Genomic DNA, 25,315 nt, shown 5'->3' with positions numbered 1-25,315 from the left:
TAAAGCAATGGCGGTCGCCCCAGTTGCGGGCGGCCGCCATTGCTTTATTACAAGGAGAAATTAAGCGCAATCGAGGCAGATTGGCTGACCATCTTCCATGTGAGAAAGGCGCTTGTTGGACTGCACGATAAAGCAGGACGAGCAAGTAAATTCGTCCTCGCGGCGTGGAACAACGGTGACGTTGAGTTCTTCACCGGTGAGATCCACTGTTGGTGGTTCGAACGGCTCTACAATCTCGCCGTCGTCGTCCATGCCGTTATTTTCGCCTTCAGCAGCCTTGAGACCTTCTAGGGAGTCAGTCTCTAGCTCGTCTTCAACTCGGCGACGGGGTGCGTCGTAATCGGTTGCCATAGATGTGTCCTTAAATAGGGTTAAACATGCGGTTTACGTTTCGTCGATCGCGCATACTAAGGCACATTTTGTCATCTGTCATTCTCGCTGCTTTGAAAAAGCCCGATCACTACCCCCGTCACGTATCTTTACAGCCGATTTAACGCCACTACCAGCAATTTCTCTAGCAGCGAACACTGGTGTGATTTTACCCCTATTTAAGCTGTGCGGCCGACGATTCGCGCAGTCTCACAACAGTAAAAATCCCGGGTTTTTAATCAATGACTTCCTTGGCCCCCGCAGAGGCCAAAAGTCGTTCAAAAGCCGGCGCTAATTCGGCAGAGGCAGCCCAGACCAATGCGCCCCGGTCATCGGATGTCCAAGATTGTGGAACATGCACTTGCGCTCCAGCTTCACGGGCGATGACAATGCCGGCGGCAACGTCCCACACCTTGACTCCGTGCTCGTAATAGGCGTCTACCGTACCCTCTGCAACGCGGCACAAATCCAGCGCCGCCGAGCCCATACGTCGAATATCACGAACCCGCGGAAGCAGCTCCTGGAGAATCTTTGCTTGTCCTGCACGGCGGGTCTCGGTGTATCCAAAACCTGTTGCTATCAAAGAGAGACGGGGATCCGTTTCTTGGCGACACCGCAACTGTGTGCTCGTACCGTCGCGGTATGTCACGGTTGCCCCATGGCCTACCGCTGCGGAATATAACGTTCCCTTGACCACATTGATCACTGCACCGGCAACGTACTGTCCATCAACCATGGCACCCAGGGATACCGCGTACTCCCCGAGTCCATACATAAAGTTCACGGTTCCATCGATGGGGTCAATAATCCAAGAAACACCGGACTGAGACGGCACATTGGCGCCTTCTTCGCCGATGATTCCATCATCGGGACGATCTTTGCGAATGCTTCCCACTACGAATTCTTCGGCAGCAGTATCAACTTCGGTTACGGGATCCACAGCAGAAGTCTTAGTCTGGCTGTGCGCACGGATATCCCCCGTCGCGGTAATCTCCGAGCGCTTAGTCGAGATAAGAGATGCAGCCTGCTGTGCTAGGTCTGCGGCATAGTCCCGTAACTTACATACATCGAATTCAGTCATACCAACCATTGTGCACTTCTATAAGATTGTGCGCATGAACACTTCCTTCGGTATTGACGTGGGCGGCTCCGGCATCAAAGGTGCTGTCGTTGATTTGGACACGGGGCAATTTGTGGGCGACCGGATAAAAATTGCGACCCCGCAGCCCGCCACACCAGTAGCGGTAGCCGCCACCGTTAAAGAAATCGTGGATCAAGCGCAGTGGGATGGCCCTATCGGCATCACAGTTCCTTCGATCGTCAAAGGCCAAATGGTGCTCTCTGCTGCAAATATTGATAAATCCTGGATTGGGATTGATGCCTACGAGCTCTTTCACCGGCACCTGGGCGCGGATAGGCATATCTCTATCCTCAACGATGCTGATGCAGCTGGCTTGGCGGAAGTGGCCTTTGGTGAGGAAAAAGCGAAGACCGGCCAGGTAATTTTCTTAACCATCGGCACCGGAATTGGTTCAGCCTTTTTGATGGACGGGCGACTGTGGCCCAATACTGAGATTGGGCACCTTGTTGTCGACGGCTTCGAGGCTGAGCACCAAGCATCCTCAGCGGTGAAAGACGCCCTTGACCTCTCATTCAAAAAGTGGGCTAAACGCGTCGATCGCGTACTTCATGAGTATGAGGCGTTGTTCAATCCAGACTTGTTCATCGTCGGTGGTGGAATCTCCCGCCGCTTTGACAAGTGGGGAAAGCATCTCACCATTAAGACCGAAGTTATACCCGCTGGCCTGCGTAATAAAGCAGGAATCATCGGTGCGGCAATGGCAGTCACCCGAGAGATTTCCCCATAAATTCGAAGCCTTACCTGTGAGTGTTAAAAGCAAAAATAATAAAAGCTGCCTATAATGGGCACAATAACGACCCGGTCTGGCGGTGATGATCCATAATCATCTACACTGGTAGGTCGACCGTTCAATATGGAGCAACTATGCACGTGGTGGATGAGCAGTTAGTGCTGCAACGCCCTCTTCTGGCAGATGAAATTAATGCGCGCACCGTGACGTTTTAATTACTATCAGCACCTTGAGGGAATGTATCCAGGTTTTATTACTGATGCGTGTTAAGTTTCAAACAAATCATGTCTAGGCGAAAGGGCGTACGTGGCAGCCACTGAATCTTCAGACCAGGCTTTCGGCGAGGGCGCAGAGGAGACTCCTGCAGTAAAGGCCCCTGCCAAAAAGACCGCGAAGAAAACGGCCAAGAAGACCGCTAAGAAGACGGCGAAGAAAACGGCCAAAAAGACAGCGAAGAAAACCGCTAAGAAAACAGCAGCGAAAAAGACTGTCCGGAAGTCTGCTGCTAAAAAGGCAACTTCCCCTGCTGAGGCTTCTGCAGAATCTAACGATGAGGAAGCATTAGAAGACCAGGACGTCGACGCTACCGAGGACGAAGATCAGGCTGAAGTCGACTTCGATCCGAATGCAGCGGATGAGGATGAATTCGGCGAGCCCGGCGAAGACCTCGAAGAAGACGAGGACGAAGAGGAAGAAGAGGATGCTGGCGCCAGCGTCTGGGATGAGGATGAGTCCGCCACCCTGCGCCAAGCGCGCAAGGACGCACAGCTCACCGCTTCTGCTGACTCTGTTCGTGCTTATCTCAAGCAAATTGGTAAGGTTGCGCTGCTTAACGCAGAGCAAGAGGTTTCTCTTGCTGAGCGCATCGAGGCCGGCCTCTATGCACAGCACCGTTTAGACGAAATGGAACGTCTGATCGCAGAAGGTGACGCTGCCGCGAAGTTGTCTCCTGCTCAAAAGCGTGACCTACGCTGGATCGCTCGTGATGGCCGCAAGGCTAAAAATCACCTCTTGGAAGCCAACCTGCGTTTGGTTGTTTCCTTGGCGAAGCGCTACACCGGCCGCGGCATGGCCTTCTTGGATCTGATCCAAGAAGGCAACTTGGGCCTTATCCGTGCGGTTGAGAAGTTCGACTACACCAAGGGCTACAAGTTCTCTACTTACGCTACTTGGTGGATTCGCCAGGCTATTACCCGCGCTATGGCTGACCAGGCTCGTACCATTCGTATTCCAGTACACATGGTCGAAGTCATCAACAAGCTCGGCCGTATCCAGCGTGAGCTGCTGCAGGATCTGGGTCGCGAGCCCACTCCTCAGGAGTTGGCTAAGGAAATGGATATCACCGAGGAGAAGGTGCTGGAAATCCAGCAATATGCTCGTGAGCCAATCTCTTTGGACCAGACCATTGGTGACGAAGGTGACTCACAGCTCGGTGACTTCATTGAAGACTCCGAGGCAGTCATCGCAGTCGATGCCGTTTCCTTTACCTTGCTGCAAGACCAACTGCAGGATGTCTTGACCACGTTGTCTGAGCGTGAAGCTGGCGTGGTTCGCCTGCGCTTCGGCCTTACCGATGGTATGCCGCGTACTTTAGACGAAATCGGTCAAGTCTACGGTGTTACTCGCGAACGTATTCGCCAGATTGAGTCGAAGACGATGTCTAAGCTGCGCCACCCATCGCGCTCTCAGGTGCTACGGGATTACCTAGACTAGATCTCAAGCTTATGGCTTAGTAATGGGGTTGTTTTCGCTTCGGTGAAACAACCCCATTTTTCTCGTTCTAATTCGCGACCTTGTGGCCGAAACATTCCACTGTAAATAAGTGGAGACACCAGGCTCGGGGGGTTGGCCTAGCGTCTCCGTGTCAGGGGGCTCGCGCCGGAACAATCGGGGGTGAAATCCCGGGGGCCACGCGCTGACAATTACGAGTATGACATATTCATAATCCCCGTGCCAACCATTTCAGGTACGTGTTTAGCTTTCTTGATCTTTTAGATCTCCGGGTGTCGCCCGAGGATTTAGCGACGTGCAGGTATTTTAAAGCAGCAGATTATTACCCTCCTCACTGCGCGTTGGAGCAGTTATCCAGGTAACCACTACTGCTACCCTAGTGACAATCCCCCATCGTCTTATCCTGAAAAGAGGCATGAAATTGCGCACCCAGGCCGCTCCCGATCACCTTCATACTCCGGTAGCAATCGTTGGAGCAGGACCTGCAGGACTCATGCTTTCGCATTTGCTGCATTTACAGGGTGTCGAATCTGTAGTACTGGAAAAGCAATCCCGCTTAGAGGTTGAGTCGACGGTACGCGCGGGCATTTTGGAGCAAGGCACCATCGACCTTTTGCGCAAGACCGGCGTCGGCGAACGCCTTGACCGGGAGGCAGAAATCGATGAAGGCATTTCAATTTCTATTGCTGGAGAAAGTCATCGCATCGATTTTGCAAAGTACACCGGCAATCAAGTCGCTGTCTATCCACAGCATGAAGTACTCATTGACCTTATTGCCCAACGCTTAAGCGATGACGGGGAAATTTGGTTCAATACCGAAGTAACGGCTATCGATGATCACGAAACAGACAATCCGAAGGTGCACTACCAAGCCGCGAATGGCACTTCTGGAGTAATCAGTGCCGATTTTGTGATCGGCACTGATGGTTCAAAGTCTTTGACTCGCAAGCTCATCACCGGCGCAGGAGGACTGCGCATGAAACATGAGTATCCATTTGCGTGGTTTGGAATCATGGTCAATGCTCCACAGACCGCACCAGAGCTGATTTATGCGACCCACCCTGCAGGTTTTGCTCTCATTTCCACGCGGAGCGAACATGTCCAGCGCTATTATCTGCAGTGCGATCCAGAAGATACACCAGATATGTGGCCGGATGAGCGGATTTGGGAACAGCTGCACCTGCGCGCCGATTCAGATGCTGTCACTGTCGCTGAAGGCGAGATTACTGATAAGGCAGTCTTGCGTTTCCGCTCCGCAGTCACCGACCCGATGCAGCACGGGCGCCTGTTTATCGCAGGCGATGCAGCACACACGGTGCCGCCAACCGGTGCGAAGGGCCTTAATCTGGCCATGGCCGATATTTGTGCACTTGCCCCACGACTAGCTCACGCTGTGAAGAAATCCGATACTTCAGCGCTAGATGACTACTCTAAGCTTGCGCTGCCGCGTGTGTGGAAGACACAGCATTTTAGTTACTGGATGTCTTCAATGCTGCATTCCGTGCCAGGTGCAGACGAGATGTCTACCCAGTTCCAAACCAATCGCCGGCTCGCAGAACTATCGACTGTTGTCACCACCGATGCTGGGCGCCAGTTGCTTGCGCAGCAGTATGTCGGCTGGGATTTCCCGTCCATCGATTCTTTTTAAGAACTCTCTTGCTCCGCAAACTTCACTAGTGTGGGGAGCATGAGCCAACATTTTGAACTAAAAGTACCGGGCGGAAAACTCGTCGTTGTCGATGTCGATACCGACGGTGACACCATCACAAACGTGAAAATTTCCGGAGATTTCTTCATTGAGCCAGATGAGGCATTTTTTGCTTTAAGCCGGGCGCTGGAGGGGGCATCGACAAGCGATTCTGCGGAGCGGCTACAAGCAAAGATGGACGCTGCTCTTGCAGCATTCAACCATGCTGAGCTGCAAGGCTTTCAAACTAGCGATGTAGCGCTAGCCGTGCGTCGTGCTGTCACAGGTGCCCAGGATTTTACTGATTTCGAGTGGGAAATTGTGCACCCGGGCGTATTGCCCACCCCGGTCAATGTTGCTCTGGACGAATTGCTTTTGGAACAAGTGGCGAGCGGCAAGCGCAAACCCACCATGCGTATCTGGGACTGGGAAGACCGCGCGACTGTCATCGGTAGCTTCCAGTCCTATGTCAACGAGCTCCACCCCGAAGGAGTCGAAGAACACGGGGTCACCGTGGTACGCCGCATGTCTGGCGGCGGTGCAATGTTTATGGAAGGTGGCAACTGCATCACCTACTCCCTCTATGCCCCTGAAACACTAGTAGCCGGGCTAAGCTACGAACAATCCTATGAATATCTAGATCGCTGGGTGCTGGCAGCATTGAAAGAACACGGCGTGGATGCGTGGTATGTGCCAATTAATGACATCACCTCTACCGGCGGCAAAATTGGTGGTGCTGCCCAAAAGCGCCGTGGCGGTGCCGTCTTGCACCACGTGACCATGTCTTATGACATTGACGCCGATATGATGATGCAAGTCCTGCGCATCGGCAAGGTGAAGATCTCCGATAAAGGTTTGCGCAGCGCGAAAAAGCGCGTGGACCCACTGCGCCGGCAAACCGGTGCTTCGCGTGAGCAGCTCATCGATACCCTCAAGTCGGTATTTTCTAGCCGCTATGGCGCCGAAGAGGCAGAACTCAGTGACTCCGATTTACACGCTGCCAAGACCTTGGTGGATGAGAAATACGCGACTGAAGGGTGGACAAAGCGCGTCCCCTAACTCCTAATCCGGCGTTTGGCTGAGCGCCCAATGGCCTTGAGGCTTTGCTTGAATTGCTGGCTTGAGGTCTTTGGGTAGATCTTTTCTGCGACCTGCTGTGCGTCTTCGTAGTTTTGTTCGACGTGCTGCGTGGTTAGTGGACCACCTGGAGTTACCGGTTCATATAAGTCAGTAATCGTCCATGCTGACCCCACTGAGGCATGCTTGACGGTGTAGTACATTCCGGCATGCGCGGATACCGCGATTCCTGAAACCCCTCTTGCTGCTGCCACCAGATGTGGGTGAAAGCGCGTGGAAATCCAAGTTTGACCTTCCCTGGTCGGCAAACCAAAAGCCCATAGTTCATCAAAGGCCACCACCCGCACGTGTTCCATCAGCTCTGGATCAAATTCGCGCAACAGGTCTAGGACCTTGTGGTCATATTCGGGAATACATTCCACATAAGCAATATTGTCGCCGGTAGCGCCTAAGTGCTTGAGCTGGCGAATAATCCTGCGTGCGAGCTCATCAACTTCAATGCCCAATAGATCGGATTGCGCAATCACGACGAAGTCGCGCTCACGCGCATCTGCATTACCCCACCCCAGGCCATGCCCTGCCGCCGGATCTGAGGCAGCTAACCACGCATCATCTAAACCACGCTCCACGTGGGCAAGGTTGGCAAAAAGCGCCTCTGAAGGCACATCACGCACCTCCACGTGATCGAAGTATTGCAGCCACTTATCCAGCTGGTCTTTGATCTCATCGCCAGGAATAAACCCTTGCCCCGTCATCACTTTATGCTTCGCGTTTAAGCTCGCGGCGGCGGCCAAAACCTTCAAGTGATGTGGCCAGGTGTCATTGAGCCAGCCGCCACCGATAACATGCACGATATCAGCGGTCTTAGCAAGGTTTAGCCCGGTGGTAAGAAGCGGCTTGGAGTAAGTATTTTTCAGCGCTTCGACTACTTCATCTTCGTCGGCGCACTGGAGCCCGAGATGCCACAAAGTATCTGTCACCGTCAGGTGCGGGTGCACATTAGCGTGCAAGATGGATGCGATTCCTGGGCTATGGCAGTCCAAGATCACCCGCGCGTGCGGACGCCTGCGATAAAGCTCGCGCAACCAGGCGGAAACAATGAATTCATCACCGAAATTAGGGTGCCCCGCGGGCGCGACAAGATAAATCGTTTCAGGCATGTTTACCATCGTTGCACAGCGTCGTTGCGAAGGCTGTAATGACTTACTTGAATTTCTAAGTCAACCCTAAGTGCCTTACTTTTGAGGACGTTCCTGCGGGCCAGCGTCCTTCGGCGCAACCTGGCGCACGGATTCAATAAGTGTGCCTAAAGCCCCGTATTCCATCATGGTATTTGGGCTCAGTGAGCAATAGTCCAGGATTTGATAACCTGCGTGCTGGATAGCACGGTGTTTAGCCCATTGCTGCTGTGCTTGTTCCGGGTGATCCATCGCCAAGCTTTGGATTGACCGACGCTCAGATAAGAGCTCGTACTGGAGATCGCGGCGCTGAACCAAAGCCTCATCCGGAGTTCCCGTGAGCAAACTGCCCAAGACGGTGGACATGGACTGGTAGGCACGCTGCTGCAGGCGCTTATTCTCACGTTCTTTGGAACCATTGCTGAAAAACCACAGCACGATGAAGGCAAAGACGACTGAAAGCCCAATTTCCATACCACGGGAGACAATAAGGCTGCCTAAAGGTTCGGAAATTCCACCCATTAATAGCGCCAAAGGCGTCGAGAAAATCACACACAGCGCATAGTTCTTAACGACCATCACTTCAGCAAAGAACTGACACAACGCTAGTGCAGCAAGCAATGACCAGCCTTCAACTCCGAAGAAGTAAAACATCGAGAAGACCACAAGTCCTAAAATCGAGCCCAGCACACGGTGGGTGCCGCGAATGGTGCCAGGGACTTTCTCGGGGCCATTTTGCAAAATCAGCAAGGCCGAGATGACACCCCAGTCGGGGCGATTAAGACCCAAGGCAATGCCCACTACCCCCGTGGCGAGTGCTGCAATCAGCACTTTCTTGGCCGTAACCATCGCGTGGCTATCTGCCGTTAAGGAGCGGTAGATTCGGTAGCGTGCGGTAGGCCGTGCGTGCGGCATAGTCGTGCGCTCAGGGTCAATGAGGTTGACCGTTTCAAAGAAAGCTTCAGCATCTGCTCCCGACCCCGCTTGATTGCGTTTTACGATAGCTTCCTGGGCGTTCAAGGTGCGCTCAACGAGCTCTTGTTGAGAAGCCATGACATTACGGCCTGCGTTGACGATGCCTGCATCTGCAAGTGCTGTCCACGCTGTGTTCAATGCCGTCTGGGCTTGGTGGTGCCGAGCAATTTCATCATCTTTCGCGTTTTGGAAAGCCTTGGTAGCGCTTTCTAGCGTGTCAACGGTTGCCCGCTCTGGGCCATGCGGATCACGCAACGCCGGAAGCATTCCCAAAATCAGGCCCGTAACAATAGCTGTCAACGGCCAAAAGGCTGCTTCTAAAGGATCCGTACCCGAACGTGCCAGCATGGTTGAGCCACCAGTGACCATGACGATGAAAAAGCCACCTGGGGGCGGAAGCCGCAGTGCATTTTGAACAAAGACAATGCCTGCCCCTAGTACCGCGACATATACCGCAGTCAGCAATAACCACGCGTGGCCGTGGCCCGGGGCAAAGACCAAAGCGCCCACCAACGCGCCTACGGTGGCACCGGTCCACAACTGTGCGCCGGCAGTTAGCATGACCTTCCAACGCTTGCGGTACACGATGCCTTCGCCGTAGATGACCGTGAAGGCACCGGCACAGATGAGCAAAATCGCATCCTTATGGCCAGTAAGCATAGCGATGCTACCCGGGATAAGGATTGCTAAGGCTGCGCGCAAGGGACCTGCCCACCGCGTGGCCGTGGAATTAATGGCGATAAAGGCGGTCCACCAATCCGACAACGTCAACTTCTTTTGAGTTGGTCCCTGAAGGTCATCCACTGCTGATTTATCCCCTTATCCTTCTTAGAGTTGTGTATTGAATTATTGAAGCACCATTGAAGCCCCCGGCAATTCACTAACAGAACAAGCGCTTAGCGCAGAATCTTTTGGTTGATTCTGCGCTAAGCGCTTCGGCGATACCGGGCAAGCTTAATTTCCTAGTATCTAGCTTTACCCTGCATTATTGCATGACGCAATTTAAACCACGCACCGCGTGATTGAGGTTTCTAAAGCGAAGATTCCAAGCAGGCTTGAAGCTCTTCTGTGTTGGCAGCAGTATTCATGCACTCTTGCACGACAGGATCCGTAAAGGCCAGCAAGATCACTCCAAAAATAACGATGGACGCGACGATGCCGATGATCGAGAAGATGAGTCCCAGCACTGACATCCACGTACGGCGAGCTTCTTTTGCCTTCTTCCGGTTGCGGACAAAAGCGATGATCGCCAAAATCACGCCAATGACGCCGGGAACAATCGCGAACCCAGTCACGGCTACCAACAAGGAAATAATACCGAGGACAAAAGCAGCTACTGCTAGAGTCGACTTCTTCTCCGGTGCCCCGCCTGATTGTCCTGCATCATAGCTCTGATACTGCTGGTATCCGGCATATCCTGAGCCTTGCTCATTGTATCCTGCTCCGGGCCCAGAACCTGGGCCAGCACCTGCATAACCTGCGCCTGGATAGCCTGCGCCTTGCCCCGCTCCGTGGGTGGATTCCCCATAGCTGGGCAGGGAGCCGCCATGTGAATCGCCATAAGGCTGATCCCCGTATTGATTAGGGTTGTTGCCCGAGTCGTACGGGTTATTCGTCGGATTGGACATAGTTGATCATCCTTAACGGTTGTTGGCTATATAGAACTAGTTAAAAATTCTACCTGAGCCAACCCTAACTTCGCCGTGGTGCGCGCCCCCCGAATGCACGCACCACATAGCCAGCAGCCGCTAACGCGCAGCCGAGGGCGCTCAGCCTATGGCGCTCAGCCCGGCGCCCTGCGCCCTGGCCTACCACTTGCGTAAGTATTCGATTCTTTCGCGCAACTGGTCAGCATTGCATAGCGCGGTTGGTGGTCCACCACATGCCTTGCGTGCTTCGGTGTGGATAGCACCGTGCGGTCTGCCTGTACGCCCTGCGGTAATCGAAACAATGGTGTTGAGTTCTTTACGCAGGTTGGTTACCTCGTCGATGGCAACGGGGCTATCGCCTTCTTGCTCAGATTGTTCCTGGGCTGTGCGTCGATTAGCAGGTGCGGACGGGAGTCCGTGAATCTTGCGGCGATGTTCTTCGGCTGCTTGTGCTGCGCGCTCTTCGCGTTCTTTCGCAGCACGGGCGTCCATCTCTTCGGCTTGTTTCTTACGCAGCAAGTCTTTGACTTGGTCGGCGTCTAAGAGCCCTGGAATGCCGAGGAAGTCAGCATCTTCGTCGGAATCGAGCGCTGCGGTATTAAATTGCGAGCCATCGTAGATAAGTGATGAAAACTCCGCCTCAGCACCAATCGATTCATAAGACGGTTCCAAGTCCGGTTCGGTTTGTTCCTTATTAGCTTGGGCTACAAGGTCTTCGTCCCAACCATCATCTTCCCTATCGGGTTTACCCAGGACGTGGTCGCGGGATTTTTCCATGTTTTCCGCAAGGCCCAATAGCCGGGGTACGGAAGGCAAAAATACCGAAGCTGTTTCACCGGGCATACGCGAACGCACGAAACGGCCAATCGCCTGTGCGAAAAACAGCGGAGTCGACGCGGAGGTGGCATAAACACCGACGGCAAGGCGGGGAACGTCAACGCCTTCAGACACCATGCGCACTGCAACCATCCACTCATCACGGCTATCAGAAAATTCCTGAATGCGTTCCGAGGAACCTGGCTCATCGGACAAAATGACCGATACAGGTGTGGAGGACAATTCCTTCAAAATCTTGGCATAGGCACGCGCTGTTGCAGTATCGGTTGCAATAACCAATCCGCCGGCATCGGGCATATTGCGACGCATCTGCATCAAGCGCGTATGCGCGGCTTGCAGGACGGAAGGAATCCAGTCACCGCGTGGATCCAGCGCGGTCTTCCACGCACGCGCGGTTTGCTCCGGGTTGAGCGGATCCCCAAGGCGTGCGGCGAATTCTTCACCGGCAGAAGTGCGCCATCGGGCTTCACCTGAGTAGGCCAAAAAGACCACCGGGCGCACGACGCCATCGGCAAGCGCATGCCCGTAGTCATAGGTGTGGTCAGAGCGCGATACTAAGTGCCCCTCCCCATCCTCTTCGTAGCGCACGAAAGGAATCTGGGAGTCATCGGAACGAAATGGCGTACCGGTTAGCGCTAGTCGATGCTCGGCGTCGTCATAAGCTTCGCGCACACCATCGCCCCAGCTTTTTGCATCGCCCGCGTGGTGGATCTCATCCAAGATCACCAAAGTCCGCCGCGCTGAGGTCACCGCGCGGTGTTTAAACGGGTGCATGCCCACCTGTGCGTAGGTGACCACGATGCCGTCAAAAGACGGGTTAACGGCAGACGAGTTGGTGAAATATGGGTCTAGTGACAAGCCAACCCGTGCGGCAGCCGCCGACCACTGCACCTTCAGGTGCTCCGTTGGCACTACTACGATAACGCGCTCAACGGTGCGAGAATCTACCAATTCTGTCGCAACACGCAGCGCGAAAGTAGTCTTACCTGCACCTGGCGTTGCCACGGCCATGAAGTCTTTGGGCTTGGTGGCTAAGAATTTATCAAGTGCCGCTTGCTGCCAGGCACGTAGTTGACCTTTGTTCCTGGACGTTTGTGCACTCACTTTCGACGCAGGCCCTTATAAATCCGTTCGCAGTCGGGGCATACCGGCGAGCCCGGCTTGGCCTGTTTGGTCACCGGGAAAGTTTCCCCGCACAACGCAACAACCATCTTGCCGGACACAGCAGAGTCCACAATCTGGTTCTTTTTGACGTAGTGAAAGAACTTCGGGGTGTCATTGTCGGTAGTGCTTACATCCTCACGGATGTCTGGTCTCTCAATAGTCTTTGTCGTCGTACTCACGCCCTCCATCTTGCCCCAAAACCCCACCGAATGAGCAAGCCGCAGGTAGGGGCGTATCGAATTTGGGTAGGTGATCGGTCTAGGCTTGAAAACCATGAGTTCCGGTCGAAGTAAAGGCAAGGGTCAATCCACCGCCAAACCATGGTGGCGCCGCAGGGAATCTGTGCTGATTACAGATGCTGAGGTATCACCTGGGCAAGACCGCCACCGACGGGAAATCGGTTATGGCATCTTGATGTTTCTGCGTGTGCCTTCGCTGCTGATTTCCTTGTGGCTGATTTATTCGTATAACGCGTGGATTATCGCTGCGTTAATTTCCGCGGTTACCATTCCTTTGCCGTGGATTGCGGTGGTCTTTGCCAATGCCCGGGGCCAAAAGCGTGATGTGCGTGAGCGCAATACCTATAAGCCGGCACTGGCTCGGCAAGCTCGGGCGGAGGCAATAGCGGCTAATAAGAAGCCGGAGCTGGAATACACTGACTCCCCGCGGAGAGAATCTGACATTATTGATCACGTCACCGACTCCCCTGACCAAAGTGATCAATCTTCCGAAACTACAGATGATTTATCCCCGTCTCCAGATTCTTCAAAGGATGAATAGATGACTGAATTTTGCCCACCGCTTAATCCCGATATTCCGTTGCATGTGCTTGCGCCAGAGTTAGTCGACGTCTTCGAAAAAGCCGGTTTCAATACCCACGGCATCGCAGCACACTTGGGCCCGCAGGCAACAGAGGCTTTATACCGTGGCGAGCCCGCTGCAGTGGAGGTTGCGACCGGCCGGGGCACCCAGATGGACTTACTCATCAGATTATTTTTGTTGCATGAGCCCATGCCGGCTACAGAATTAGCCAAGGCAGTAGGTTCGGTTCTGGCCACCAAGCTTGTCGATGCCAACATTGCGCAGACCAACGCCAGCGGGGTTGTACGTATCGCGCTTGATATTCGCTCCCATGTCATTGATGGCGCTAATCGGTGGGTCTTTTCGGATGTTGATGCCTCTGTGGTTGACCATGTTCCAGGACCTGAACATGTATTAGGTGTGGGCGCCGCGAGTCTTTCACTGTTGCGCACCACTCCAACGACACCAGTGCAGTCCGTTTTGGATTTGGGCACCGGCTCTGGTGTGCAACTACTAGGCCAAATCGACAGCGCACAGCACATCGTCGCTACCGATGTACATGAGCGCGCCCTTGCCCTTGCGCAGGCCACGATTGCCACGACGGGGGCACAGCATGTGGAGTTTCGTCACGGAAGTTGGTTTGAGCCAGTAGCGGGCGAGAAATTTGACCGCATTGTCGCTAATCCGCCTTTTGTGGTCGGCCTGCCAGAAGTTGGCCATGTCTACCGCGACTCTGGTCTCAACCTTGATGGCGCCAGTGAGTTAGTGGTCTCCCAAGCAGCTGAGCATCTCACCCCAGGCGGCACGGCGCACTTGCTTGCAGCGTGGGTGCACACCCCGGATGAGTCGTGGCAACAACGTGTTGCTTCGTGGTTGCCCAAAACTGGTGTCAGCGCTTGGGTCTTGCAGCGTGACGTCGCGGATCCTGCCTTGTATGTCTCCACGTGGCTTAAAGATGAATCCATCGATCCGCGCAGTGATGAAGGCCGCGAACGTGCCCGGCTCTGGCTTGAGCACTTCCGGGAGCACAATGTCACCGGCATCGGCTTTGGATTTGTCGCCTTGCAGCGTATCGATGACAACCTGCCGTCCGAAGTTACCGCTGAAGAAATTCCGCAGGCTTTCGAAGATGCTTTAGGTGCGGAAGTTGAAGAGCACTTCGTGCGCTCTGCGTGGCTGCGCAATCTTTTGCCCGATGAGCTGGGCGATAAACAGTTCGGACTGCGTCCAGGCGTTGCACGCGAAGATATTGCGCTGTCGAATTCAGAACTCGGCTTCGGCTTTACCCGCGCAACGATGCGCCTTACGCGCACGGAAGGACCCCGCTGGACACACGAAGTAGATGAGCACATCGCAGCAATTGTCGCAGGTCTTAACCCCCAGGGGCTCAACCTGCGCGAGACCCTGGAGCTATATGCCGTCGCTAATGACTATGATGCAGACGAGCTCTATAGTGCTGCCTTGCCCGCTATTACGGACTTGGTGCGCCACGGTTTCCTCTACCCCACCGAATTAGGCCCAGTTATCTAGCCAACCGACAAGGAGTTCTTTTCTTATGCGCGCTGTCTTAACGCGTTGTATCTCTGCATCCGTTACCGTCGATGAAGAAATAGTGGGCGCCTTCGATGCGCCGGAGACCGGTGGGCTTCTAGCTCTCATCGGAGTCTCGGTCGAAGATATCCACGCTGGTGAGCAGGATCCTGCGTTGCTGGATAATAAGATCGCCACTATGGCGCGCAAGATTGCCGAGCTTCGCATCCTTGATGGTGAAACCTCTGTGGAATCTACCGGTGCGCCAGTGTTGGTGGTTAGCCAATTCACCCTCTATGGCCGTACCGCCAAAGGACGTCGCCCTTCTTGGTCGGATGCTGCCCCAGGTCCTGCTGCCGAACCAGTTATCAACAAAGTCATTGAACAACTTCGCGCGCGGAATATTCACGTCGAAGAAGGCCGCTTCGGCGCGATGATGAAAGTCGCATCCGTCAATGACGGACCCTTTACTGTGCTCGTTGAATCTTAAACTAAGGTTACCCTTACCCCCAATCAGGGTGTCTTTTACCGGCCGGGAAGAAGCATTTCCTGCTAGCGGGAACTAATTTCGCGCGTCACCCGTTGGACATTATGTAACCGGCGATAAATTCAGGAGGCCAACGATGACCAATGCATCTGCCCAGAATTCCCATGACGCTTCAGAAAATAATGAAAAGGAAGTTGACCGGGGCTCCCGCCGCGGTCAGACCAATGACAACCCTTCCGCTGACCTAGTTCGCGTTTACCTCAACGGAATTGGTAAGACGGCACTGCTTTCTGCCGAAGATGAAGTTGAGCTTGCCCAAGCCATTGAGATTGGCTTGTATGCAGAATATAAGCTCAACACCGCAGAAAAGCTCACTCGTGCCGAAAAGCGCGACATGAAGATTTTAGTCAAGGAAGGCAAGAAGGCTCGTTCCCACCTGCTGGAAGCTAACTTGCGTCTGGTTGTTTCCCTAGCAAAGCGCTACACCGGCCGCGGCATGCCTTTGCTGGACCTTATCCAAGAGGGCAATCTGGGCCTAATTCGCGCGATGGAAAAGTTTGACTACGCCAAGGGCTTTAAGTTCTCGACTTATGCCACCTGGTGGATTCGTCAAGCAATCACCCGCGGAATGGCAGACCAGTCGCGCACCATTCGCCTACCAGTCCACTTGGTAGAGCAGGTTAACAAGCTCTCGCGCATCAAGCGGGAGATGTACCAATCACTTGGCCGTGAGGCAACGAACGAGGAATTGGCGGAAGAATCCGGCATCGAAGAAAACAAGATTGAGATGCTTCTTCGCCAGTCCCGTGACCCCGTCTCTTTGGACATGCCAGTCGGCGCGGATGAAGAAGCACCTTTGGGTGACTTCATCGAAGATGCCGAAGCAACTGATGCCGAAACTGCCGTCGTTGCGTCTATGCGCCACTCTGATATCCGGGATGTCATCGGCACTTTGGAGCAGCGTGAGCAGGACGTCATCCGTTTGCGCTATGGCCTAGATGATGGAGTCCCCCGCACTTTAGACCAGATTGGACGCAAGTTTGGCCTCTCCCGTGAGCGGGTACGCCAGATTGAGCGTGAGGTTATGGCTAAGCTCCGCGACGGCAACCGCGCCAACCGCCTTCGCGAGTACGCACTGTAGTTAGAAGTAACTCAAAGTCACTGAGTTAGATTTATCCACCGGCGCCACCATAAGTGTTGCGGCGGTGGATTTTTTCTTGCTTCAACGCAAACCCTTCCTTAAAGCCCAGCGCATTGCGCTAATGGAACAGAGTTGCCAATTTGTGCTAAATTAAAACATAATCTTTTATATCCGCCGAAACATATCATAACTTCCAATAACAGCACTTAGTCGCGAACTTTTATCCCGTGGGCGCTTAGCGCACCGTAAAGGTCTTGGCGGGAGAAATGCGCTAGTGTGTAAGTAATTAACTGTTTTTCTTTGTTGCTGAAAGGGTCGCCACGTGAGGGACTTAGTCGATACCACTGAGATGTATCTGCGCACTATCTATGAACTAGAAGAAGAAGGCATTGTTCCTTTGCGCGCACGCATTGCGGAGCGTCTCGAGCAATCTGGTCCAACCGTATCCCAAACGGTTGCGCGCATGGAGCGCGACGGACTTTTGCACGTGCGCCCAGACCGCAGTCTTGACTTGACTCCAGAAGGACGCGAGCACGCGACTTCTGTGATGCGTAAGCACCGTCTTGCGGAGCGTTTATTGACCGACGTCTTGGGGCTCGATATCCACCAGGTACACGAAGAGGCCTGCCGCTGGGAGCACGTCATGAGTGAGGACGTCGAACGCCGCGTGGTTGCAGTCATTGATGATCCATCCTTGTCCCCATTCGGAAACCCAATTCCGGGCTTGGAGAAGTTGGGTGCCAATTCCGCGCCGTTTAATGATGACAAGCGCGCGATTGATCTTCCACACGGCGAAGATGTTGAAGTAACCATTACGCAGATTAATGAAATCATCCAGTACGACGGTGATGCTTTCGAAGCCCTCTATTCTGCCGGGATGAATGTCGGCGCTGAAGTCACCGTTCGCCAAGAAGGTGGCGTAGTCACTCTCACCAACGCTGAGGGTGGACAGGTACAATTGGCAGACGATTACGCCCACGCTATTCGCGTGGCTCTGCGTTAGTCTGCGCCTATCCCAAAAGGGTTCGAACCTTTCAGTTAGGTTCGAACCCTTTTAACGCTTTTAAGGCGCTGTATTTTAGGCATCGCCTACCTACGTTTTCTCGTGGGCGAACTACGCAGCGTGATCACGTTCATGAATTTCCAAACACTTGGCAGGTCTGAGATGAAACTACTAGTTACTGGCGGCGCTGGCTATGTTGGCAGCGTGTGCGCTGCAACTTTGCTCGAAGCAGGTCATGACGTGACCATTATTGATAATTTTTCGACCGGCAACCGCGAGGCAGTGCCATCGACAGCTACTTTGGTCGAGGGCGATGTTGCCGATCTGGCAGCAGAGGTGCTGGCACAAGGCGGCTTCGATGGCGTCGTGCACTTTGCAGCCCGTTCACTTGTTGGCGAATCCGTAGAAATGCCGGCAGAGTACTGGCAGCACAATGTCGTCACCACTTTGACGTTGCTCGAGGCGATGCGCGCGAATTCCGTTGATAACTTAGTCTTCTCCTCTACCGCGGCAACATATGGTGAGCCTGAGCAGGTTCCCATCACCGAAGATATGCCGACGCAGCCGACTAATCCTTATGGCGCATCTAAGCTGGCTATTGACTACATGATCACTTCCTACGCTAAGGCTTATGGTTTCAAAGCAACGTCATTACGCTACTTCAATGTCGCTGGCGCTTATGGCTCCATTGGCGAGAACCGCGAAATTGAAACCCACCTCATCCCCATCGTCTTACAGGTAGCTCTGGGACACCGTGACAAGATTTTCATCTTTGGCGATGACTGGGACACCATCGACGGCACCGCAGTGCGCGACTATATCCATGTCCGTGACCTTGCAGATGCCCACCTGCTCGCTTTGGAAGCTAATGCTCCCGGGGAGCACCGGATCTTCAACCTGGGCTCAGGTGACGGTTACTCCGTCAAGCAGGTTATTGAAACCTGCCGCGAAGTTACCGGCCACCCCATTCCAGCCGAAGTTGCGCCCCGGCGCGCAGGCGACCCAGCTACCTTGATTGCCTCTTCCGAGCGCATCAAGTCCGAACTCGGCTGGAACCCGCAGCGTACCGACCTTCACACGATTGTTGCGGATGCTTGGGAATTCACCCGTCAATTAGGTGATCGCGCGCACTCCGCTTCGCGCATCGCAAAGTAGCTCTAGCTAGGCGGCATCGTCAAAGTTGTCGGTGCCGGCTTCATCTTCGCTCTTATCCGAACCCCTCGTTCTTTGCGCTAGTTTCCGGTAGTAATGACTGCGCGCATTGGCGCTTCCTTGGTTGATATTCTCCACGCAGTTTGTAGCTAGCCCGTTGAGATAGCACTGCAGCATCAAAGATGTCAGTGAGTGGTTGTGGTCCGCACTTTGTGAAGCGCCCAGTGCCATGCCGGCATACATAGGCATGCCGCGTTTGATTTGGGCCGCAGCGTACATGCACAGTGCGTTATTGCGGATAACTCCGCTAAAAGACTGCGAGGTAGCAAGCATAATCGCTGCGGTCTCTTCCGGATGGTCCAAATAGGTAGCTGCAGTGAGGTCACGGACATAGGTATTGCCCACCGTCATGGCAGCTGAACCCAAAAGCCCGAGATCGTGCAGGCAGCTATCAGCAGCATCAAAGCCATATGTGGATGCTTGGAATATCAGCTCCTCGCATTCTTTGAGCAAATCCTCTAGTCCATATCCATATCGGGGATTTGCAAGGCTGTCTTTATCGTGCATTATTGCTGCCGCGTGCAGTGCTTGTCCTTGTATCAGCTCCAAAGTGTCGGCATCAATGATGTGGTTGCGTCGGTGCAGTGGAGCATGTGCTTCGTCTCGGTCATATCCGGGCAAGCGCCCCTCGCGGATGAAAGGTTCCATGGTTACAGCGCTGACTACCTGGTCAATGTGTCCGTTTTTCCAATCTCTAGGCATTTCTTCAATCTCTCGTAGTTCTTCTGATATTTCACTGAGGTCACGTTCAATGGCTGCAAACGGTTCACCGTCGGCAATTTCAGCTGTGTGCCATAGCGCGGTGATGGGCATATCTAGAAGCTCTGCATGGTTAAAGATTTCCTGTGCGATGCGTTGGATGTCAGATCCAGTCGATGAGGTGATAACGAAAGGCATGATGAACACGCAGCGGTGGTGATCGATTGCTGTTAAGGCTTTGGTCAAGGTTGCGCTCAAATCGGCGATGTCGAAGCGCAGTGTTGGTCCAAGGGATAGATCGCCGTCGCTTTCTTCAAAAGCCATTAACACGATAGAGTCAGAGGGATAGAATCCGAGGATTCCAGGGATATTTGCTAGTAGTTGTCCAGGGGTTCGAAGTGTTGAAGAGTTTGTCATGACTTAAGATTCGCTGACTTTCTCTAAGCGCACTAGGGCAAAGCAACACGAGATCGAAAACCTGTGGATAACTTGGCCATTTTGCTGATGTGTCATCATAGTTATCCACAATTTGGCCCAACGCTTCGACGAATCCCCGTCAACCTGACACATCAAAGTTGGCCTTTAGCCTAGAATAGTTGGACAACCACCACGGTTAGCACGGAGCAATACCCGGAATACTTTATCCATTAAGTGTGTTGAACGTGGTAGTAAGAGGAGGTTTATCATGCAAGATAACGAACGTCGCATGTATGAGTTGGAATATCCCGCACCGTCGGTTGATGAGGGGCCAACGCTGGTAGTGGCAATGCACGGCTATGCCGATGCTGGCCTTTCGGTTGAGTCCAGCGCTGATCACCTCAAGGCAGCTTTAGAATCACGCCCGTTAGCAACATTTAATAGCGATGAGCTCATTGATTATCGCTCCCGTCGCCCTGCGGTCACGATTGATATTGACCAGCCCGTGGAAATTGAGTCTTTGGATCTAGATATTCGCGTACTCAAGGACACTGAAGGCAAGCCTTTTCTGCTGCTTTCTGGACCCGAGCCGGATCTACGGTGGGAGTCTTTTACCAAGGCCGTTGCAGAGTTAGTAACGCGCTTTGATGTTAAAAACACCATCTGTCTGTACGCTGCGCCAATGCCCGTGCCACACACACGTCCCTTGGTAGTTACTGCGCACGGAAACTCTGCTGAGTTGGTTTCACGCATGGTGCGTATGGAATCCAAGATGATTGTTCCCGGTTCTGCTTCCTTATTCATCGAAAAGGAACTTGCGCAACGTGGCCGTAATGTCGCTGGATATACCGCACATGTTCCGCATTACTTGTCTTCGTCACCATATCCTCATGCCACTCACCAGCTATTGGACGCGGTATCTGAGGCAGCTGGGCTGAACCTGCCATTGAAGTCCTTAGAGCATGACATTGAACGGGTTAATGTCCAGCTGGAAGAGCAGGTCAATGATTCTGAGGAAATTGTTCAGGTCGTTCACTCCTTAGAGGATCAATATGACGCTTATATGGAGCGTTACCGCAATGAACATCCACAGGCGATCATGCCGGGCGAGCAGCATGTGCCAAGTGGTGAAGAGCTTGGGGCAGAGTTCCAACGTTTTCTCGCGGATATAGACACCGCGGATGATTTCTTAGAAAATGAGTCTGAAGACGGCAAGGACTCTGACCCTGAGGATGACTTCTAACAAGGGACGTAGCTAAGCTGGGACGGGTGAACCTCTCCCAGATGCTGCCTGACTTGCAAGAAGTACCTGAATCCCTCGTTGATGACGCGGTTTGGGACACATTTGTCTCGTGGACCGATCAGCGAGGGATTTCTCTCTACCCCGCCCAGGAGGAGGCATCGCTTGCACTGTTAGCCGGCGATAACGTCATCCTGGCAACTCCGACTGGCTCCGGTAAATCCATGGTGGCCAATGCCGCGCACTTTATTGCGATGGCACGCGGCCAGCGGTCCTTTTATACCGCGCCGATTAAAGCTTTGGTGAGCGAAAAATTCTTTGCCCTGTGTGAAATCTTTGGCCCCGAGAATGTCGGGATGATGACCGGTGATGCCACGGTCAACGGGAATGCGCCCATTATCGCCGCTACTGCTGAAATCGTTGCCAATATCGCGCTGCGCGATGGTGCAGAAGCAAAAATCGATCAGGTAGTCATGGATGAATTTCACTACTACTCCGAGCCGGACCGCGGCTGGGCATGGCAAGTTCCATTGCTAGAGCTGCCAAAGGCGCAATTTTTGCTAATGTCCGCAACCTTGGGCAATACCGAGTGGCTAGAAAAAGATCTCACCCAACGCACTGGTCGTGAGACCACTTTCGTAGGAGGCACCACTCGCCCAGTTCCATTGGATTTCTCCTATACCTTCTTGGCGGTTCATGAAACTGTGCAAGAGCTTTTGGATGCTGGTAAAGCCCCTATTTATATTGTGCACTTCTCTCAGCGCGAGGCTTCCGAGCGTGCACAGGCGCTTACTTCCCTATCTGGGCTGATAACTCCGGAAGAAAAGCAGCGCATCGCAGAAGAGATTGGCACTTTCCGTTTCACCACCGCTTTTGGCAAGGATTTGTCCAAGTTGGTGCGCCGCGGCATTGGTGTTCACCATGCTGGCATGCTGCCTAAATATCGCCGTTTGGTCGAGCGCCTGGCACAAAAAGGCCTGCTCAAAGTAATCTGCGGTACGGACACTCTTGGCGTGGGTATTAACGTTCCCATCCGCACCGTGCTTATGACGGGCCTGGCAAAATACGATGGTCGTCGCGAACGTATCTTGAAGTCCCGCGAGTTCCACCAGATTGCGGGTCGTGCAGGTCGTGCAGGCTATGACACGGAAGGCACCGTGGTTGTAGAAGCACCCGAGCATGAGATTGAAAATGCGAAAGCTCGCCAGCGTCTCTCTTCTGACCCTGCCAAATTGAAAAAGCTCAAGAAGAAGGCCCCGCGTGATGGCACAGTGACGTGGTCAGAGAAGACTTTTGATCGCATCATTCATGCAGAGCCTGAGCAATTGACCTCACAGTTTCGGGTCTCTAACTCCATGCTGCTCAATGTCTTAGCCCGTCATGGTGATGGCTATGAGCACATGAAACATTTGCTGCGCACTAACCATGACACCCGCGTGCAGCAAAACAAGCATATTTTGACTGCATTGGACCTCTTCCGTGGCTTGCTTAACGCAGGGCTTGTGCAGCGCTCTACCAAGGGCTTGGATATCTACGGACGCCCGTACCACCTGGTGCGTGAGTTACCGCGTGACTTTGCGTTGAATCAGCCGCTGTCGCCTTTCGCACTCGCTGCACTGTCGTTGCTGGATAAGGAGTCACCGACTTTTTATCTCGACGTCATCTCCGTCTTCGAATCGATTCTGGATAATCCACGCCAGGTTTTACAAGCTCAGCAATCGCAGCGTCGTGGCGAAGAAATCGCTGCGCTCAAAGCTGACGGCGTTGACTACACCGAACGCATGGCGATCGTGGAAGATATCACCTGGCCAAAGCCGCTAGAAGAATTGCTAGAGCAAGCCTATGACACCTTTGCTGAGTCGAATCCGTGGGTAAAGGAATTTGAGCTAGCGCCTAAGTCCGTCGTTCGTGACATGCTCGAAAGCGCGATGACTTTCTCCGATCTGGTAGCTAGCTATGGGCTGGCCCGTTCGGAAGGCGTAATCTTGCGCTATCTCACCGATGCGTGGCGGACCTTGCGTCAATCGATTCCGGATGAGTACATGACCGAGGAGCTATCGGATGTCATCACCTGGCTCGGTGAGCTTATCCGCCAAGTGGACTCCTCACTGGTTGATGAGTGGGCAGAGATGACCGGGGAAGACTCCCCGATTTCTCAAGAAACACTCGATCGCGAGCTAGCTTTCGGTGTCGAGGACCCAACGCTATTAACATCCAACCGCCGCGCTTTTACGATCATGGTTCGCAACTATCTCTTCCGCATCGTGCAGCTTTTTGCCTTCGAAAAAGAAGACCGTCTGGAAGAGATGCTGGATTATCTCGAGGACATCCCTGATTTCGGAGCTGCCTTGGATGATTACTTCGATGAGTATGACGACATGGAGACCGGCCCGGAAGCACGCGGAAAGGAATTCTTCCGACTGGGAGATACCTCAGGCAGGGCTTGGGAGGTACGCCAGATTATCAAAGATCCAGCAGGCGATCATGGTTATCAGCTGGTAGCTACCGTTGATTTGGATGCTTCTGATGAAGCTGGCGAAGTTCGCCTCTCCAGGCTAAGAATCGAGTACTAGTTATCTATTACCTCGTGTACGTGCAAGATTTGCGCAAGCGAGCTAATAACAGAAGCGATCTTGACGGCTTCCCATACTTGTTCAATTTTTAGGCCTTCAACCTGACCAGTGTGGCTGTGAGCTTGAATGCACAGTTCACAGCCATTTATTGCGGAAGCTGCGATTGCCCAGACTTCATAGTCTGCCTGGCTAATACCTGGCTTTAAATCAACGGTGTTGCGCAGCCCAAATCTTAAGTCTTCAAAGTCGGTACCTAACCAGTGTTTGGTTCTAAACCCGCAATTGTTCAACGTCATTGTGGCGATACACGCCAGAGCAGCTTCTTTGGCCGTATCGCTTAGAAACTTCTGGGATTGGGCATCTATAGTCTTGAGCAAGGAAGCGTTTCTGGATAGCGCCGCGGAGACAAGCAAGCATCCCCACTTTTGCTGCGGCGTGAGCACCGAAGAATTGAGCAACACTTCTAAGTTGCGCTGTTGGCTTTTGGCATAGTGGGGAATTCTTTGCTTTAAATCCCGCAGTTCTGGATTTTCCATTGTATTCGCCGCCTTTATCAATTCTTAAAAGTTTTTACCTAATACTAATCACATGTATGAAATTAATGGCCACTTAACCTGCATATAGTTGAAACCATTATCAATAGCACCTGCATTTATAGTTTGCATATGCTGCTCGTGTAGAGTTATAGGCATGTTCGATAAAGAGTACCGTCCTACCCTGGCGCAGCTGCGGACCTTCGTTACCATTGCGGAGAATAAGCACTTTGGTACGGCCGCTCAGAAGCTGAGGATTTCTCAGCCTTCCCTCTCCCAAGCTTTGGTCGCGCTTGAGCAAGGACTCGAAATTCAGCTCATTGAGCGCTCAACTCGCAAGGTCATTGTCACTTCTGCTGGGGAGCGTCTTTTGCCTTATGCGAAAGCTACATTGGAAGCAGCTGAAATCTTCCTCACGCATGCGCGCGGTACTCATGGAGAACTCGCGGGCCCGTTGACCATCGGCATGATCCCGACGGTTACGCCCTATGTCTTGCCCCAAATCTTGACTGATATTAAGACGCAGTTTCCCGATCTTGAGCCTCGCATTGTCGAGGAACAAACCACTCACCTAACACAGAAGCTTCGTGACGGGCAGCTGGATATGGCTATTATTGCCTTGCCGGCAGAAGGCTCTGGGTTGGTCTCTGTGCCTTTGTACCGTGAGCGTTTTTCAATTGTACTTCCAGAGGGACATCCTCTATCCGGACACACTGATGTGACTTTGGCGCAGATTAAGGACCTAGAGCTTTTGCTTCTCGATGATGGCCATTGCCTGCGTGACCAGATCATGGACTTGTGTCGCCGCGCAGACCTTAATCCTTCCGATGCCACAAATTCCATTACCCGGGCATCTTCGTTGACAACGATTATCCAGTTGGTCCTGGGGGGTCTCGGCTCTACTCTCTTGCCAGAATCTGCGATTGCGACTGAGTACACCAACGATAAACTCAGCCTCGCAACATTTAGAGATGACGTTATTGCCGAGCGTGAAATTGGTCTAGTCTTCCGTGCGTCTGCAGCGCGTAGTGAAGAATTCCGCCACTTTGGTGATCTGGTCATCCAGGCCTTTGAGGCAGCAGTTGCTCGCTCCCGCAAGGTATTGGCAGAAAAAATCGGTTAAGCCAACCATCTTCATCAC

Annotated in this window: 22 protein-coding genes; 13 read left to right on the top strand and 9 right to left on the bottom strand. The window is 53.2% G+C overall.

Annotation, left to right across the window (positions count from 1 at the left end; translation table 11 throughout):
• Positions 1–60: 60 nt before the first annotated feature.
• Positions 61–351: a DUF4193 domain-containing protein gene (locus C5Y44_RS07040; protein ID WP_066793669.1), complete on the bottom strand. Its 291-nt coding sequence runs from the start codon at positions 349–351 to the stop codon at positions 61–63.
• Between the two features lie 253 nt (positions 352–604).
• On the bottom strand, positions 605–1,450 hold the full coding sequence (locus tag C5Y44_RS07035; protein WP_199186002.1) for an inositol monophosphatase family protein: 846 nt from the start codon (positions 1,448–1,450) through the stop codon (positions 605–607).
• A gap of 34 nt (positions 1,451–1,484) precedes the next feature.
• On the opposite strand from C5Y44_RS07035, the gene ppgK reads away from it, so the two are divergent.
• The 4 genes from ppgK (at position 1,485) to C5Y44_RS07015 (ending at position 6,717) form a co-directional block, all read left to right on the top strand.
• Complete coding sequence (gene ppgK, locus C5Y44_RS07030; protein WP_105324362.1) at positions 1,485–2,237, top strand: polyphosphate--glucose phosphotransferase; 753 nt, start codon at positions 1,485–1,487, stop codon at positions 2,235–2,237.
• Positions 2,238–2,546: 309 nt separating this feature from the next.
• On the top strand, positions 2,547–3,953 hold the full coding sequence (locus tag C5Y44_RS07025) for an RNA polymerase sigma factor (protein WP_105324278.1): 1,407 nt from the start codon (positions 2,547–2,549) through the stop codon (positions 3,951–3,953).
• 433 nt (positions 3,954–4,386) lie between these two features.
• Positions 4,387–5,619 (top strand): 4-hydroxybenzoate 3-monooxygenase, encoded by a 1,233-nt coding sequence (locus C5Y44_RS07020; protein WP_105324277.1) that lies wholly within the window; start codon positions 4,387–4,389, stop codon positions 5,617–5,619.
• Between the two features lie 39 nt (positions 5,620–5,658).
• A complete protein-coding gene (locus C5Y44_RS07015) occupies positions 5,659–6,717 on the top strand; it encodes a biotin/lipoate A/B protein ligase family protein (RefSeq protein ID WP_105324276.1) in 1,059 nt (352 codons plus the stop codon).
• Here C5Y44_RS07015 and C5Y44_RS07010 read toward each other — a convergent pair.
• The 5 genes from C5Y44_RS07010 to C5Y44_RS06990 all read right to left on the bottom strand — a co-directional run bounded on the left by C5Y44_RS07010 (position 6,714) and on the right by C5Y44_RS06990 (position 12,726).
• Positions 6,714–7,895, bottom strand: a complete 1,182-nt coding sequence (locus C5Y44_RS07010; RefSeq protein WP_233189885.1) for a polysaccharide pyruvyl transferase family protein — start codon at positions 7,893–7,895, stop codon at positions 6,714–6,716. The two genes, C5Y44_RS07015 and C5Y44_RS07010, sit on opposite strands and share 4 nt — an antisense overlap.
• Positions 7,896–7,970: 75 nt before the next feature.
• Entirely contained in the window at positions 7,971–9,692 is a 1,722-nt protein-coding gene (locus C5Y44_RS07005) for an FUSC family protein (RefSeq protein WP_105324274.1), read from the bottom strand.
• A 227-nt stretch (positions 9,693–9,919) separates the two neighbouring features.
• Complete coding sequence (locus tag C5Y44_RS07000; RefSeq protein ID WP_105324273.1) at positions 9,920–10,516, bottom strand: DUF4190 domain-containing protein; 597 nt, start codon at positions 10,514–10,516, stop codon at positions 9,920–9,922.
• Positions 10,517–10,696: 180 nt separating this feature from the next.
• The gene (locus C5Y44_RS06995; RefSeq protein WP_105324272.1) at positions 10,697–12,478 is read right to left on the bottom strand and encodes a DEAD/DEAH box helicase; all 1,782 of its coding nucleotides are present in this window, start codon (positions 12,476–12,478) and stop codon (positions 10,697–10,699) included.
• Entirely contained in the window at positions 12,475–12,726 is a 252-nt protein-coding gene (locus tag C5Y44_RS06990) for a DUF3039 domain-containing protein (protein ID WP_066797534.1), read from the bottom strand. Before C5Y44_RS06990 ends, C5Y44_RS06995 begins: the two co-directional genes overlap by 4 nt.
• 85 nt (positions 12,727–12,811) lie before the next feature.
• Here C5Y44_RS06990 and C5Y44_RS06985 point away from each other — a divergent pair, with 85 nt between their 5' ends.
• The 6 genes from C5Y44_RS06985 to galE all read left to right on the top strand — a co-directional run bounded on the left by C5Y44_RS06985 (position 12,812) and on the right by galE (position 18,655).
• Positions 12,812–13,318 (top strand): DUF3099 domain-containing protein, encoded by a 507-nt coding sequence (locus tag C5Y44_RS06985; protein ID WP_105324271.1) that lies wholly within the window; start codon positions 12,812–12,814, stop codon positions 13,316–13,318.
• Positions 13,319–14,869, top strand: coding sequence for a class I SAM-dependent methyltransferase (locus C5Y44_RS06980; RefSeq protein WP_105324270.1), 1,551 nt, complete (start codon positions 13,319–13,321; stop codon positions 14,867–14,869).
• Between the two features lie 25 nt (positions 14,870–14,894).
• Entirely contained in the window at positions 14,895–15,359 is a 465-nt protein-coding gene (locus C5Y44_RS06975) for a D-aminoacyl-tRNA deacylase (protein WP_105324269.1), read from the top strand.
• A 133-nt stretch (positions 15,360–15,492) separates the two neighbouring features.
• Positions 15,493–16,497 carry a sigma-70 family RNA polymerase sigma factor gene (locus C5Y44_RS06970; RefSeq protein ID WP_066841069.1) on the top strand — a complete coding sequence of 335 codons (1,005 nt, stop codon included), beginning with the start codon at positions 15,493–15,495 and terminating at the stop codon, positions 16,495–16,497.
• Positions 16,498–16,819: 322 nt separating this feature from the next.
• Positions 16,820–17,500, top strand: a complete 681-nt coding sequence (locus C5Y44_RS06965; protein ID WP_105324268.1) for a metal-dependent transcriptional regulator — start codon at positions 16,820–16,822, stop codon at positions 17,498–17,500.
• 162 nt (positions 17,501–17,662) lie between these two features.
• Positions 17,663–18,655 (top strand): UDP-glucose 4-epimerase GalE, encoded by a 993-nt coding sequence (gene galE, locus C5Y44_RS06960; protein ID WP_105324267.1) that lies wholly within the window; start codon positions 17,663–17,665, stop codon positions 18,653–18,655.
• Positions 18,656–18,661: 6 nt separating this feature from the next.
• On the opposite strand, the gene C5Y44_RS06955 is transcribed toward galE, so the two are convergent.
• Positions 18,662–19,828, bottom strand: coding sequence for a DUF4192 domain-containing protein (locus C5Y44_RS06955; protein WP_105324266.1), 1,167 nt, complete (start codon positions 19,826–19,828; stop codon positions 18,662–18,664).
• Between the two features lie 268 nt (positions 19,829–20,096).
• Here C5Y44_RS06955 and C5Y44_RS06950 point away from each other — a divergent pair, with 268 nt between their 5' ends.
• Both C5Y44_RS06950 and C5Y44_RS06945 read left to right on the top strand, forming a co-directional pair.
• The gene (locus tag C5Y44_RS06950; RefSeq protein WP_105324265.1) at positions 20,097–21,071 is read left to right on the top strand and encodes a proteasome assembly chaperone family protein; all 975 of its coding nucleotides are present in this window, start codon (positions 20,097–20,099) and stop codon (positions 21,069–21,071) included.
• A gap of 26 nt (positions 21,072–21,097) precedes the next feature.
• The gene (locus C5Y44_RS06945; RefSeq protein WP_105324264.1) at positions 21,098–23,641 is read left to right on the top strand and encodes an RNA helicase; all 2,544 of its coding nucleotides are present in this window, start codon (positions 21,098–21,100) and stop codon (positions 23,639–23,641) included.
• Here the strand turns inward: C5Y44_RS06945 and C5Y44_RS06940 are convergent.
• The gene (locus tag C5Y44_RS06940) at positions 23,638–24,198 is read right to left on the bottom strand and encodes a carboxymuconolactone decarboxylase family protein (protein ID WP_233189883.1); all 561 of its coding nucleotides are present in this window, start codon (positions 24,196–24,198) and stop codon (positions 23,638–23,640) included. The two genes, C5Y44_RS06945 and C5Y44_RS06940, sit on opposite strands and share 4 nt — an antisense overlap.
• Before the next feature lie 133 nt (positions 24,199–24,331).
• On the opposite strand from C5Y44_RS06940, the gene C5Y44_RS06935 reads away from it, so the two are divergent.
• Positions 24,332–25,297 carry a hydrogen peroxide-inducible genes activator gene (locus C5Y44_RS06935; RefSeq protein ID WP_105324262.1) on the top strand — a complete coding sequence of 322 codons (966 nt, stop codon included), beginning with the start codon at positions 24,332–24,334 and terminating at the stop codon, positions 25,295–25,297.
• Positions 25,298–25,315 lie beyond the last annotated feature (18 nt).

The organism is Corynebacterium sp. J010B-136, from assembly GCF_002967075.1.
Lineage (GTDB): Bacteria > Actinomycetota > Actinomycetes > Mycobacteriales > Mycobacteriaceae > Corynebacterium.
This window is presented reverse-complemented; position numbering and strand designations above follow the sequence as displayed.

Bases quoted from the DNA above. Each gene is read 5' to 3' on its own strand.
- C5Y44_RS07040 (WP_066793669.1), bottom strand. From the start codon at position 351: ATGGCAACCGATTACGACGCACCCCGTCGCCGAGTTGAAGACGAGCTA.
- C5Y44_RS07035 (WP_199186002.1), bottom strand. From the start codon at position 1,450: ATGACTGAATTCGATGTATGTAAGTTACGGGACTATGCCGCAGACCTA.
- ppgK (WP_105324362.1), top strand. From the start codon at position 1,485: ATGAACACTTCCTTCGGTATTGACGTGGGCGGCTCCGGCATCAAAGGT.
- C5Y44_RS07020 (WP_105324277.1), top strand. From the start codon at position 4,387: ATGAAATTGCGCACCCAGGCCGCTCCCGATCACCTTCATACTCCGGTA.
- C5Y44_RS07015 (WP_105324276.1), top strand. From the start codon at position 5,659: ATGAGCCAACATTTTGAACTAAAAGTACCGGGCGGAAAACTCGTCGTT.
- C5Y44_RS07010 (WP_233189885.1), bottom strand. From the start codon at position 7,895: ATGCCTGAAACGATTTATCTTGTCGCGCCCGCGGGGCACCCTAATTTC.
- C5Y44_RS07000 (WP_105324273.1), bottom strand. From the start codon at position 10,516: ATGTCCAATCCGACGAATAACCCGTACGACTCGGGCAACAACCCTAAT.
- C5Y44_RS06990 (WP_066797534.1), bottom strand. From the start codon at position 12,726: ATGGAGGGCGTGAGTACGACGACAAAGACTATTGAGAGACCAGACATC.
- C5Y44_RS06985 (WP_105324271.1), top strand. From the start codon at position 12,812: ATGAGTTCCGGTCGAAGTAAAGGCAAGGGTCAATCCACCGCCAAACCA.
- C5Y44_RS06980 (WP_105324270.1), top strand. From the start codon at position 13,319: ATGACTGAATTTTGCCCACCGCTTAATCCCGATATTCCGTTGCATGTG.
- C5Y44_RS06975 (WP_105324269.1), top strand. From the start codon at position 14,895: ATGCGCGCTGTCTTAACGCGTTGTATCTCTGCATCCGTTACCGTCGAT.
- C5Y44_RS06970 (WP_066841069.1), top strand. From the start codon at position 15,493: ATGACCAATGCATCTGCCCAGAATTCCCATGACGCTTCAGAAAATAAT.
- galE (WP_105324267.1), top strand. From the start codon at position 17,663: ATGAAACTACTAGTTACTGGCGGCGCTGGCTATGTTGGCAGCGTGTGC.
- C5Y44_RS06955 (WP_105324266.1), bottom strand. From the start codon at position 19,828: ATGACAAACTCTTCAACACTTCGAACCCCTGGACAACTACTAGCAAAT.
- C5Y44_RS06950 (WP_105324265.1), top strand. From the start codon at position 20,097: ATGCAAGATAACGAACGTCGCATGTATGAGTTGGAATATCCCGCACCG.
- C5Y44_RS06935 (WP_105324262.1), top strand. From the start codon at position 24,332: ATGTTCGATAAAGAGTACCGTCCTACCCTGGCGCAGCTGCGGACCTTC.